Origin of the sequence: Hypnocyclicus thermotrophus (genome assembly GCF_004365575.1) — a bacterium.
Classification (GTDB): Bacteria; Fusobacteriota; Fusobacteriia; order Fusobacteriales; family Fusobacteriaceae; genus Hypnocyclicus; species Hypnocyclicus thermotrophus.
In genome coordinates this window covers 148230-161146 of record NZ_SOBG01000005.1, presented here as the reverse complement: position 1 = coordinate 161146, position 12917 = coordinate 148230, and the positions used below count along the sequence as shown (strand labels likewise).

The window sequence follows — 12917 nt, the reverse complement described above, 5'->3', positions numbered from 1 at the left end:
TTTTTTATTTAAACCACTCTTCTAATACATTTATTATTTTTAACAATTCTTCTTCTTTTATTATATATGGAGGCATAATATAAGCATAATTTAGAAATGGTCTTATCCAAACTCCTTTTTCATATGCAAATTCTTGTAATCCTCTTAAAAAAATACTATTTCCAACTTCAATTACACCTGTTGCTCCAAATACTCTTATATCTTTTATTTTATTAGATTTAATATTTATCAATTTTTTTCTCATTATTTCTTCTATATTTTTTATTTTACTTAAATAATCATTTTTTTCATAAAGTTCTATACTCTTTAAAATTGCACTACAAGCTAAAGGATTTCCCATAAAAGTAGGTCCATGCATAAAAGCTTTTTCACTATCATCACTATAAAATTCTTTAAAAACTTTTGTAGTTGCTACTGTCGCTGCATGTCCTATGTATCCACCTGTGAGTGCTTTTCCAAGTACCAATATATCTGGAGTAAAATCACAATAATCCATTGCAAACATTTTACCTGTTCTTCCAAATCCAGTTGCTACTTCATCAAATATAAATAAAATATCATATTTCTCACACAATTTTTTAGCTTCATTTAAATATTTATAACTATAAAAATTAAATCCTCCTGCTGCTTGAATTAATGGTTCTACTATAAAAGCTGCTATCTTATCAGATTTTTCTTTTAATAATTTCTCTAAATCATTTATACACCTCTTTATTTCATCATCATTTGCTTCTAATCCCTTTGGTGCATCAATATGATAACAATCTCTAAAAAACTCTTTAAATGCAAAATGATAGTCTGGATCATCTCCTATTTCCATTGTTTTAAATGTATCACCATGATATGAATGAGTTAATGATATAATTTTATTTTTACTTACATCTCCTTTATTTTTATAATATTGAATAGCCATTTTTAAAGCTACTTCTACTCCAACAGAACCACTATCGGAAAAAAACACATGATTTAATCCCTCTTTTGTTATCTCAACTATTTTTTTTGATGCATTTTGTGCTATTTCATGAGTAAGTCCACCTAACATTACATGAGAAAATTTATCTATTTGATTTTTTATTGCTTCATTTATCTCTTTATTATTATATCCATGAGCTGCACACCACCATGAAGATACTGCATCTATAAGTTTTTTTTCCTCTTTTTTTTCACTATGATATATATCAATATATACTCCTTGTGCTCCTTTCACTAAAAAATTTTCTTTTCTAGTTTTCATTTGAGCATATGGATACCATAAATTTTTATCTTCTATCTTTTCCATTTTTCCTCCATTTTATTCTTGGTAAATAAAATTATAAATTTTTTCTATTATTTTATATCATGTTTACTATAAAATAACAATAAAAAAAGCTGCTGTTTAGCAGCTTTAAAATTCTCCAAAATTTATTTTTTTATACTAAAAATTTTTATTTAAGATTTTTTTCTCTTTAAAACAGCCATTACATCTTCTGGCGTTTTGCTTGCTATTAACTCTCTATTTATATCTTCATCTTTTATCTGTTTTAATATTTTAGCAACTATTTCAAGATATATTTTTTGTTCAAATTCTGGTTTAGCTATCATTACTACTGTATTAACATAATTTCTATCATCCCATTTTATATCTTTTTCCAATATTGCAAATAAAATGAAAAAATCTTCATTTAAAGATACTTCAAAATGTGGTATAGCTATTTTGTGCCCTAAAGCGGTTGAATAAATTTCTTCTCTTTGCTGAAGAGCTTTCATTATATCTTTTTTTTTCATTTTTTTCTTCATATTACTCATTTTTTTAGCAAATTCTTTTAATACTTCTTCTTTTGTTTCAGCTTTTAAAAAAAATATATTTTCTAAAGGTATTATTTTTTCTAGTTGGTTATTATCTAAAGCTTTTTTTAAATACATAACTTTTTTTGTTGTTCCCATTACAGTTGTAGATTTTATTTCCTTTCCTACTTCCAAATCAATTGATTCAGATTTTTTCATAGAAAGTATTTGAGTTGGATATACACTTCTATGACCCGTTAATAAAAATGTTATTATACAAGATAAAACTGCAAAAGGTGTTACTCCTCCTCCAAATAGCTCTACCGCCATTAAAACAGAAGCTATTGGCGTATTTGCTGCACCTGCTAATACACTTACCATTCCAAGTCCTGCAAATAAAGGTAGCGAACCATGTAATAATTCTCCTACTATACTTCCTAAAGTTGAACCTATAAAAAATACTGGAGTTAATATTCCACCACTTCCTCCAAAACTTAAAGTAATAGTTGTAGTAAAAATTTTTATAAACGGAGCATACCATATAATATCTTCTCCATTAATCGAATCATCTATCATATGCAATCCCAATCCTAAATAGTCATCAGAAAATATTAATGCTATAAGAATAATTATAAAACTAGCAATTAAAGTTTTTATATAAATATTTAATTTTATCTTTTCTGCAATATTTTCTATTTTATTTAAAATTTCAATAAACATAAATGTAACTATAGAAAATAATATTGCTGCTATAAATACTTTTAAATATAAAATTAATGATGAATTATCTAGATTCCCTACATTTAAATAATTTGAATGTCTTACATAAAATAATTTTGATACATATATAGACGTAAAAGATGCTATAAAAGAAGGTAATAATACATCATACAACATTTTTCCTACATAAAGGACTTCTACTGCAAATACTGCTCCAGTTACTGGAGTTCCAAATACCGCTCCAAATCCTGCTGCTATACCACATATTACTAATTTCTTCTTATCTTTATCTTCTATTTTCAATATATCAGAAACAAAAGACATTACACCTCCACCTATTTGTGCACTCGGACCTTCTTTCCCTACTGATCCTCCAAATATTATAGTTATAAGTGTAGCTAGTACTTTTATTGGCACTACCATAAGTTTTATCGCACCATCATATTTATGTATAGCTTCTATAACTTTTTCCGTTCCATGACCTTTTGCATCTTTTGCAAATGTTTGGATCAAAAATACACTTATTATAAGTGCTAATGGTAATAAATAGTAATATTTAAAAGAAAAAATTCTTCTATATTTTATTCCATAGTCTATAGCCTTTAAAAAAAGTGACGTTGATGTTCCTACTATTATACCTGTAAATAAAGCTAGTATACTCCATTTTATAATACTAGAAAATATAATTTTTTCTTCTAAAAATTTTCGTCGCACAATTATTTACCCTCCTAAAATCTATAACTCTATTATTATTTCTATAATTTTCTAAATGGAAAAAGTCAAACACTTTGGTTTGACTTTAAATAATTTTATTTATCCTACCAATATATTAACAGGCCATGTTAATACTCTTATTATCTCTCCATTATCTACATCTATTCCAGCTTCTCTTAGCATTGTTATAAACTCTTGTGCTTGTTCTTCATCATTAATTAAAGCATTTATTAAAATTACTTGCTTAGATTTCTCTTCTTCACTTTGAAAAAAACCTTTAAAAAGTGGCAATTCTCTTGTAAGAGCATTATCTAAATTAGTTCCCTCAATATATGAAGCTTTTACTATATCAACGCTTTCTAATGCTAAAAATATGTCTTCTTTATAGTCTATATCCATTACTTTTACATATAAATAGTGCATATTTATTCCCCTCTCATTCTCTCAATTATTATCTTTCTTTTATCTCTTTAACAGCTAGTAAAGCTCGTTTTGTCAATATAGGACCAATGAACTCTGTAAGAAGAGTAGTTAATAACAATATATTAAATATAAAAGTACCTATATCTATTCCATGAACTTGCACTCCTACAAATTGTTTTTTTATTGAGATAACAAGTGCTACTGCTACCCCTACTTGTGGAAGAAGCATTACTCCTATATGTTTTTTTACTTTTGGGGAAGCTTTTCCAATAGTAGCCCCAATTTTTGCTCCAAATATTTTTCCAATAGTCCGTGCTATAAAAAATAATACACTCGTACCAAATACTGCTTTTATTAAACTATAATCTAAATAAGCACCACCAGCTATAAAGAAAGCTCCAACAAATACTCCTGTAAATTTCTCAATTATATTTTCACTTTTTCTAGTTGTCACCTCAGAAAGATTAGTTATAAATGCTCCAAAAGTCATTATAGTTAATAGTTCGGAAACATCAAACATTTCTGATAATCCTAACAAAAGTAATATAAATGCCACTAATATCATTTCCATTGTATCTTGATTTTTTATATTTTTTACTATATAACTATAAACAAATCCACTTATTGCCCCTATAGATATAGCTATAAATATAGATATTCCAACTTTTACAAATATATGTAATATATGAAGTTTTTCTCCTGTTACCATTGATGAAGCAAAACCTGCTGCAAGAACATAAACTATTAATGCAACTGCATCATCTATCCCTACAACTGCCAAAATAGTTGATGTTAATTCTCCTTTTGATTTATATTTTCTTATTATAGCAACTGTTGCTGCTGGTGCTGTTGCTGCTGCTACAGAACCTAATAATAAGGCAGTATATGTTTGAAATCCAAATATTTTTGAAGTTATCGCTACTACTACAAATCCTCCAAATACTTCAAATAATACTATAAAAAATATAGAATTCCCAAGTTTTTTTAATACACTTAGTTTTAATTCAATACCAATTGAAAATCCAATTATTCCTAATGCTATACTTGATATAATCTCTATAGAATCTAGGACCTCATTTAATTTTGACATTCCCACCGTAATTCCAGCAACACCACTTATAATAGCTCCAAGAATTACATATCCTGTTACTTCAGGTAATTTTAATTTCGGACACACTAATTTATTTACAAACGCTAATAAAAAAAGTCCCGCTAATATTATTAATATGTTAATGTGCATTTTAATATCTCCTTATTAAATTGATTAAAAATCTTGAAAAATTTCTACAATCTCTTTTTCTTCTTTAGCATTTAATAATTTTTCTCTTCTTTCACTATTTTTTATTAGAAGCATTAATTTAGCTATAATTTGAAGATATTTTTTTTGTTGATTAGAAGGGCCACCTATTAGAAAAACTGCTACAACAGGTTTTCTATCTATTGCATCCCAGTCTATTCCTTTTTTATTTATTCCTATTATCATAAAAAACTCACTAATATTTTCTAATTTTGCATGAGGCATAGCTATTCCAAATCCTATTCCTGTACTTACCAATCCTTCTCTTTCTAATATAGCTTCTTTGAATTCATCTTTTGAAGAAATACAACCTATTTCTTCTGCTTTTTCACTTAAAACTTCTATAGTACTTTCCATATCTTGTGTATTTAAAAATACTACATTTTCTTTACTTAAAAGTTTTTTTATCTCTACTGTCATTTTTCCTCCTTAAATATTTTATGATACTTTTTTATCAAACAGTAGCTTTTAAGTTTTTAAATTTTTCATACCTCTCACAACCTTTCAAATTAAAAATTTAATTTTAAACACAAATTTCTTTGTGTCTTCAGATAAATTTTTAATTATAAATAAAAAGATAGTAAAAAATACTATCTTTTTATATCTATAATATAACTCTAAAAAAAAAATTTTTCAAGTTTTTTATATAATATTATTATTTCATATCAAAAAATACTTTATATGTTCTGTAAGTTTCATATATATCAAATTTTGATGCTAATTCAAATGGAGAGTGCATAGCAAGAAGTGCTGGTCCTGCATCTATAGTTTTTATACCATAATGTGCTAAAAATTTTGCTACTGTTCCTCCACCTCCTTCATCTACTTTTCCAAGCATTCCTGTTTGCCATTTTATACCATTATCATTTAATACTTTTCTTATTTTATATACATATTCTGCATCTGCATCATTTGAAGAATATTTTCCGCCATGTCCTGTATATTTTGTTACAACAATTCCATATCCAAATTTTGCTGCATTATCACTATCATGAACTGATTTAAACATAGGATTTACTGCTGCATTTACATCTGATGATAATGCATTTGAACTCCATAAACATCTTCTAAGCATCATATCATTATAATTCGATTTTAATTTACTAATAATGTCTCCCATAAAATATTCTATATATTTTGATTCAAGTCCTGTAGAACCTGTACTTCCTATTTCTTCTTTATCAGCTATATAACAAATAGCTGTTTTTTTAGGTCTCTCTACTTCTAATATAGCTTTTAATGAAGTATATCCACAAATTCTATCATCATGCCCATATGCTCCAACTATCGCTCTATCAAGACCTACATCTTTTGCTTTAAATGCTGGTACTATCTCAAATTCTGCTGATAAAAAATCTTCTTCTTTCATTCCATATTTTTCATTTAATTTTTCAAGTACTGCATATTTTACTCTATTTTTTATCTCTTTATCTTCAATTGTAGTTGGAATAGTTCCTACTATTATATTTAATTCTTCACCTTTTACTACTTCTCTCGCTTTTCTATCATCTTGCACTTTTCTAGATAAATGGGGTAGTATATCAGGTATAGTAAACACAGGATCATTTTCATCTTCTCCTATTACTATCTCTATTTTTTCTCCATTTTCTAATATTACAACTCCATGAAGTGCAAGTGGTATAGATACCCATTGATATTTTTTTATTCCACCATAATAATGTGTTTTCATCATTGCTATTTCTAAGTCTTCAAATAAAGGATTTTGTTTTAAATCAAGTCTAGGTACATCTACATGTGATACTACAAAATTAGCTCCATTTTCTATATCTTCTTCACCTATTACAGCTAATATTACATTTTTTCCTCTATTTATATAATATACTTTGTCAAATGCTTTTAATTCTTTTACTGTATCAGCATTTACAAATCCTTTTGCTTCTGCTAATTCTATACTTTTATTTACAAATTCTCTTTCTGTTTTAGAAATATCTAAAAACTTTTTATATCCTTCTGAAAAATCAAAAATATCTTTTTTTGTTTTTTCATCTAGATTTTTCCAACCATTTTCTAGCTTTCTTTCTAACATCTGTTTCCTCCATTTTCTACTTTTATTTTATTTAATATAAATTTTTAAATATTTTTATTTATTTTAAAAATATTTTCTTCTTCTAAATATTATACAACTTTTTCCAAATAATTCAACTTTTTTTATTTTAATTAAAAAAGAGCGACAATTGACGCTCTTTTTTAAAGATTTTATTTTAATCTTTCTTTTATTTTTTTAGTTTCTTCTTCAAATCCAGGTTTTTCTAATAAAGCAAACATATTTTTCTTATATGCTTCTACTCCTGGTTGATTAAATGGATTTACTCCTAATAAATATCCACTTACACCACAAGCTTTTTCAAAGAAATAAAACAAATATCCTAAATGATATGCTGTAGCTTCTGGTATAGTTATTTTTAAATTAGGTACTCCTCCATCTGTATGAGCTAATATAGTTCCTTTAGCTGCCATTTTATTTACATAATCCATAGTTTTTCCAGCTAAATAATTTAATCCATCTAAGTCTGTCTCATTAGCTTCTATTACTATATCTTCTTCTGGTTTTTCTATTTCAATTAATGTCTCAAACAAATGTCTTTTTCCATCTTGAATATATTGTCCTAAAGAGTGTAAATCAGTTGTAAAATCAGCTGATGCAGGATAAAGTCCTTTATTATCTTTTCCTTCTGATTCTCCAAATAATTGTTTCCACCACTCTGCTATATAATGTAATCTTGGTTCATAATTTATTAATAATTCTATATCTTTTCCTTTTCTATGTAATATATTTCTTACTGCTGCATATTGATAACAATAGTTTTCTTCAAATGGAGCTTTAAAGTCTACTTGTGCATCATAAGCCCCTTTCATTAATTCATCTATATCTATTCCAGCTGCTGCTATTGGTAATAATCCTACTGCTGTTAAAACTGAGAATCTACCTCCTACATTATCAGGTACTACAAATGTTTCATATCCTTCACCTGTAGCAAGTTGTTTTAATGCTCCTTTTTGTTTATCAGTAGTTGCATATATTCTACTTTTAGCTTCTTCTTTTCCATATTTTTCTTCTAATAATTTTTTAAAAATTCTAAAAGCTATTGCTGGTTCAGTTGTTGTTCCTGATTTTGATATTACATTTACAGAAAAGTCTCTATCTCCTACTATATCTATTAAATGTTTTATATATGTTCCGCTAATATTTGTTCCTGCAAAATAAATTTCTGGTGACTTTCTTTCTTCTTTTGTTTGTTTATTGTAAAAAGTGTGTTTTAAAAATTCTATTGCTGATTTTGCTCCTAAATACGATCCTCCAATTCCAATAACTATTAATACTTCTGAATCATTTTTTATTTTTTCTGCCGCTTTTTTTATTCTAGAAAATTCTTCTTTATCATAGTTTTCAGGTAATTCTCTCCAACCTAAAAAATCATTTCCAGCGCCTTCACCTGATTCTAATACTTTTACAGCTTCCATCGTTTGAGCTTTAATAAGGTTCAACTCATCTTCCGCTATAAATTTTTCAGCAAGTTTGTAATTAAATACTAATTTTTCCATTATTCCCCTCCTAAATTTATATTATTCTTTTGCATCTTTTGCTCTCGCTCTAGTTCTTTGCACTTCAAAAAGATAACTTATTATATACTCTCTATCTCTATTTGGCATATCTAAAAATTCTAAACCATACTCATATTTTATATCTATTAATTTTTTTCTTCTAACTTTACAAGATACATATTCGTATCTTGTTCCATTAGTTAATTCAAAACTAATTTCTATATTTTCTCCTAACTCAAGTTCTGTTTTAGATAATATCGACATTCCTCCTCCACTTAAATCAAGTGAAATTCCTGAATATACTGGAGGTAGTTCTCCTTCTTTTACCTCATCTTTTAATCTAATAAATTTTACTATCAGATTTAATGGAAGTCTGAAATATGTTCTTCTTTGTTTTTTTATCAATTTTTTAGGATTTTCTATTCTAAGATGTGCATATGGTTCTAAAGCTCTAGCTTTTATCCGACTCTCAAAATAATATATTGCATCTTTTCTCTTTAATATTACTTTTATTTTATCATTTCTTCTTGCTGGTAAATATCTTCTTTCATATATTGGCCAATTTACTGAAAACGAATTATCTTCTTCATAAATATCAGATACTTTTGTAGCATGATACCGACCTTCACTATCGGGGTTTATTATTTCTATATCTACAAGTTCACCAAGAATTATTTGATTTGGATCATTTTTTTTCATTTATGTTCCCCCTAAAACCTAAAACTTTATCTCAACTCCTATTTCAACTTTTCCTTCTTCTGCTTTTCTTATAACTCCCGTAGTTTCATCAAAATCTATATCTAACATATCATCATTTATATCGAGTTGTCTATCATTTATATCTTCTCCATCATTTTGCATATATTTAGCAAAAATTTTTATGCTATTTGCAAAATTATATGTAAATTGAAATGTTGTAGCATTTTCTTCTGTTACTATTTTATCTTTTAATGATTTTAAATAATATCCTATTTTTCCTATTAATTTTTGATTAAATTGATATTCTGCTTTTATTAAAAATTCATCATAATCTTGTATTCGGGTATATAAACCATTATACACATAATATATTTCTTCGATACTGTCTTCATTTACAATTGCAGATTTATTTACACTTATTATATTATATCCTGTATAAGTTTTTAATCTTCCACTATTAAAATTTATTAAAAAATAGTGATTTATAAAATTATTTTGATTTTTTGCATTAATATTTTCACCTTTATATTTTATTACCCCCGTATCTCCTAATAAATATTTAAATGAAAAATAATATGATTGATATAAATTATTTCCATAATTACTATTTTTTAATTCTGTCCCGAATTCAATATCTCTTGTATCACCAAAATTTATTCTAGCATCAAATAAAAATAATCTTTTATACCCTGAATAATCTTGTACCTCTTTACCACTATCTCTTTGACTTAAAGTAAAACCTCCTGCTAAATCATAAAAATCACCAGGATATTTACCAACTATTTCAAAATCACGATTTCCTACGTTTCCATTTATCATAGCTGTTGCATCTATATATTTTTGACTTGTTTTACCAAAAAAAACTAATGTATCTGAATAAGCTATATTTCCACTTGGATTTATTATACCTTCTTTTTCATCTATCGCTCTATCTGTTCTTAATTTTTCTATAAGAATAATAAAATTTTTATTTAAAAATGATAACCCATAAGAATCAAATTCATCTAGTTCATAGTCTATAGTTTCATTACTCAAATCATAATATGAAATTCTTTTATTATCTCCTATTGTTTTTTTCAAATTACTATAATTTGTAGTACTACTTAATTTATTATATTGATAAGAACTATGATTATCAAATATTACATTATTAAAATATGATTTATAATATTTTTCGTATCCTTTTGTATGATAACTAAGCGTTGAGCCTCCCATAAAATCTATACGTGTAGCAATTTGTCCTTTTACTACTAGTTCTCCATCTTTTTTAGTCTCATCTGATGTTTCACTTTCTATAATAAGCTCAAAATTTTCATCAGTTATTCCTAATCCCAATGTATAATTTCCCTTATATCTATTCTCTTCTATTTTTGAATTTGGTTTATAACTTATTCCTGAAGCTAAATATAGATTAAAATTCTGAAAATATTTTAGTTTATCGTTATATATACTGTTTTCTAATATATAATTTTGATTAATACCGCTATTTTGTTCTAAATTTTTTAATCTTTCATTAATATTTAGCAATGATTCTTGAATTTTAACATTGTTTTTTTCTAATTTATCTACTTTTTCTTCTAAATTAGATATTTTTTTTATATATTCATCTGAATTAAACGCAAAACTGTTTAATTCTTTTGAAAATTCATATACTATATTTTCAATAATAAATAAATCAGATTTAGAAGCCTTATTTTCATTTATTTTATTTAACATTCTTGAAAGATAAAAAGCAAATTCATATCTATCTATATTTTCATCACCTAAAAATTCCTCATTTTCTATATCAAAAATACCATTTTCAACAAGATTTTTTACAGCTCTATAAGCCCAATTATCTATTTTTACATCTTTATAAAAACTTGCTTCCTCAGAAAATATAGACATACTATATACTAAAAATAATAATATGATTGCTTTTTTCATTTTTCCCTCCAATTTACTATACATTTTAGTATATCACAATCATATTTGTTTATCAATTATAAATCCGTTTTTATAATCAAGAAAAAATTAAACATTTATTTTTTATAAAAAAAAACTCCAATTATTTTAATTGGAGTTAAAAACTATATAATGGCTGGGCTGGCTGGATTCGAACCAACGCATGTCAGAGTCAAAGTCTGATGCCTTACCGCTTGGCGACAGCCCAACAACGAAAATTATTTTATCAAAACTTTTATAATTTGTCAAGAAAAAAAATGAGCTCATTTCTGAGCCCATTAAAAATTATTCTTCTATTTCATCAGAAGAAACTTCTTCTAATGTTTCAGGAGAATTTAATGCTTTTTCATAATATTCAATAACTGTATCAGTTATTTCTTTTCTTGTTTCTGGTGTTATTGGATGAGCTATGTCTTTAAATTCACCACTTGGCATTCTTCTGCTCGGCATTGCTACAAACATGCCTTTTTGCCCATCAATAATTTTTAAACCATGAATAACAAAACAATCATCAAATGTGATGTCTGCATAAGCTTTTAATTTTGCTTCATTTTCCCCTTTTACAATTCTAACTCTTACATCAGTAATGTTCATTGTTCTAAGCACCTTCCTTTTTCGTTTTTTTTGATTAGTAAAATCTTGTAAGACTTATAAAGTAAGTCCCATATTTATTTTTTAATAAATTTATAATTTTTTTTGAGTCTTTTTTTTCTACAAAACTATAATAACAACTTCCACTACCTGTCATATAAAATTTTAATTTTGTCAATTTATATAGTTCTTTTTCAAATTTTTCCAATTCATTTTTAAAAAGTTTTGCAGATTGTTGTAAATGATTATCTATGTTATCTCTAACTAAATTTACGTCATTTTCTTTTAATCCCTTTATTATTTTTTCTATATTTGCATTGTTTTTATTTTTTAAATTAGAATAATTTATATATGCATCTTTTGTACTAATTCCAAAACTAGGCTTTACTAGTATAATATCACTTTCTAATTTATTTTCTATAATTTCTAATTTTTCTCCAATACCTTTTACTCTTGTTGTTTTATTAATTATAAAAAACGGTATATCTGCTCCAATATCTTTTGAAATATTTATCATTTCGTTAGTAGACAAAATATTATTATTATAATTATTTAAAACTTTTAAAAATGTAGCCCCATCAGAACTTCCTCCACCTAGTCCTGCTTCACTAGGAATTCTCTTTATTAATTTTACCTCTATATCTTCGCGTTGTAAAGAGGTATATTCATAAAATTTATTATATATTTTATATATAATATTATTTTCATTAATAGGCACATCATTTTTATTACAAAATATTTTTAAATTTCCTTTTTTTTCATTAAATTTTATTTCTAATATATCTGATAAATCAATTGGAGCCATTATCATATCTAAACTATGATATCCATTTTCTAGTTTTTCTAATATATTAAGTCCTATATTAATTTTAGCATTTGCTTTTTCTTTATAACTCTTCATCTAGCTCATCTTCCTCTAAAAATGCTAACTCATTTGTTTCTATTTTTTTTGTTTCTATTACTTTTATTAGCTCACTTGCTTTTTCTTTTTTTACATTTCCTTTTGGTACTTCTAATACTTCTATTTTCATATATCTATTAAAATATTCTACTTCTAATATATCTCCCATATTTACATTTGTAGCTGATTTTGCTATTTTGCCATTTATTTTTATTTTTTTATTATCAGCTACTTTTTTAGCAATTGGTCTTCTTTTTATTATTCTAGCAGTTTTTAAAAATTTATCTAATCTCATAAAAA

Annotated in this window: 12 protein-coding genes and 1 tRNA gene; all 13 read right to left on the bottom strand. The window is 25.8% G+C overall.

Features of this window, described 5'->3' with window-relative positions:
* Positions 1 to 4 precede the first annotated feature (4 nt).
* Positions 5 to 1279 carry an adenosylmethionine--8-amino-7-oxononanoate transaminase gene (gene bioA, locus EV215_RS06890; protein WP_134113263.1) on the bottom strand — a complete coding sequence of 425 codons (1275 nt, stop codon included), beginning with the start codon at positions 1277 to 1279 and terminating at the stop codon, positions 5 to 7.
* A gap of 149 nt (positions 1280 to 1428) precedes the next feature.
* Positions 1429 to 3198: a chloride channel protein gene (locus EV215_RS06885; protein ID WP_134113262.1), complete on the bottom strand. Its 1770-nt coding sequence runs from the start codon at positions 3196 to 3198 to the stop codon at positions 1429 to 1431.
* Positions 3199 to 3297: 99 nt separating this feature from the next.
* Complete coding sequence (locus tag EV215_RS06880) at positions 3298 to 3621, bottom strand: hypothetical protein (RefSeq protein ID WP_134113261.1); 324 nt, start codon at positions 3619 to 3621, stop codon at positions 3298 to 3300.
* 28 nt (positions 3622 to 3649) lie between these two features.
* Positions 3650 to 4861, bottom strand: a complete 1212-nt coding sequence (locus tag EV215_RS06875) for a cation:proton antiporter (protein ID WP_134113260.1) — start codon at positions 4859 to 4861, stop codon at positions 3650 to 3652.
* A 24-nt stretch (positions 4862 to 4885) separates the two neighbouring features.
* Positions 4886 to 5338, bottom strand: coding sequence for a PTS sugar transporter subunit IIA (locus EV215_RS06870; protein WP_134113259.1), 453 nt, complete (start codon positions 5336 to 5338; stop codon positions 4886 to 4888).
* Between the two features lie 235 nt (positions 5339 to 5573).
* Positions 5574 to 6965, bottom strand: a complete 1392-nt coding sequence (locus EV215_RS06865; RefSeq protein WP_134113258.1) for an aminopeptidase — start codon at positions 6963 to 6965, stop codon at positions 5574 to 5576.
* Between the two features lie 170 nt (positions 6966 to 7135).
* On the bottom strand, positions 7136 to 8482 hold the full coding sequence (locus tag EV215_RS06860; RefSeq protein WP_134113257.1) for a glucose-6-phosphate isomerase: 1347 nt from the start codon (positions 8480 to 8482) through the stop codon (positions 7136 to 7138).
* A gap of 21 nt (positions 8483 to 8503) precedes the next feature.
* Positions 8504 to 9181 carry a flagellar brake protein gene (locus EV215_RS06855; RefSeq protein ID WP_134113256.1) on the bottom strand — a complete coding sequence of 226 codons (678 nt, stop codon included), beginning with the start codon at positions 9179 to 9181 and terminating at the stop codon, positions 8504 to 8506.
* 18 nt (positions 9182 to 9199) lie between these two features.
* On the bottom strand, positions 9200 to 11107 hold the full coding sequence (locus EV215_RS06850) for a hypothetical protein (protein WP_134113255.1): 1908 nt from the start codon (positions 11105 to 11107) through the stop codon (positions 9200 to 9202).
* A 151-nt stretch (positions 11108 to 11258) separates the two neighbouring features.
* Positions 11259 to 11333 (bottom strand) — tRNA-Gln (locus EV215_RS06845).
* A 77-nt stretch (positions 11334 to 11410) separates the two neighbouring features.
* Entirely contained in the window at positions 11411 to 11719 is a 309-nt protein-coding gene (gene spoVG, locus EV215_RS06840; RefSeq protein WP_134113254.1) for a septation regulator SpoVG, read from the bottom strand.
* A 34-nt stretch (positions 11720 to 11753) separates the two neighbouring features.
* Entirely contained in the window at positions 11754 to 12617 is an 864-nt protein-coding gene (ispE, locus tag EV215_RS06835) for a 4-(cytidine 5'-diphospho)-2-C-methyl-D-erythritol kinase (RefSeq protein WP_134113253.1), read from the bottom strand.
* Positions 12604 to 12912, bottom strand: coding sequence for an RNA-binding S4 domain-containing protein (locus EV215_RS06830; protein WP_134113252.1), 309 nt, complete (start codon positions 12910 to 12912; stop codon positions 12604 to 12606). The genes ispE and EV215_RS06830 overlap by 14 nt, the downstream gene beginning before the upstream one ends.
* Positions 12913 to 12917: the final 5 nt, after the last annotated feature.

Bases quoted from the DNA above. Each gene is read 5' to 3' on its own strand.
- bioA (WP_134113263.1), bottom strand. From the start codon at position 1,279: ATGGAAAAGATAGAAGATAAAAATTTATGGTATCCATATGCTCAAATG.
- EV215_RS06880 (WP_134113261.1), bottom strand. From the start codon at position 3,621: ATGCACTATTTATATGTAAAAGTAATGGATATAGACTATAAAGAAGAC.
- EV215_RS06875 (WP_134113260.1), bottom strand. From the start codon at position 4,861: ATGCACATTAACATATTAATAATATTAGCGGGACTTTTTTTATTAGCG.
- EV215_RS06870 (WP_134113259.1), bottom strand. From the start codon at position 5,338: ATGACAGTAGAGATAAAAAAACTTTTAAGTAAAGAAAATGTAGTATTT.
- EV215_RS06865 (WP_134113258.1), bottom strand. From the start codon at position 6,965: ATGTTAGAAAGAAAGCTAGAAAATGGTTGGAAAAATCTAGATGAAAAA.
- EV215_RS06860 (WP_134113257.1), bottom strand. From the start codon at position 8,482: ATGGAAAAATTAGTATTTAATTACAAACTTGCTGAAAAATTTATAGCG.
- EV215_RS06855 (WP_134113256.1), bottom strand. From the start codon at position 9,181: ATGAAAAAAAATGATCCAAATCAAATAATTCTTGGTGAACTTGTAGAT.
- EV215_RS06850 (WP_134113255.1), bottom strand. From the start codon at position 11,107: ATGAAAAAAGCAATCATATTATTATTTTTAGTATATAGTATGTCTATA.
- spoVG (WP_134113254.1), bottom strand. From the start codon at position 11,719: ATGAACATTACTGATGTAAGAGTTAGAATTGTAAAAGGGGAAAATGAA.
- ispE (WP_134113253.1), bottom strand. From the start codon at position 12,617: ATGAAGAGTTATAAAGAAAAAGCAAATGCTAAAATTAATATAGGACTT.
- EV215_RS06830 (WP_134113252.1), bottom strand. From the start codon at position 12,912: ATGAGATTAGATAAATTTTTAAAAACTGCTAGAATAATAAAAAGAAGA.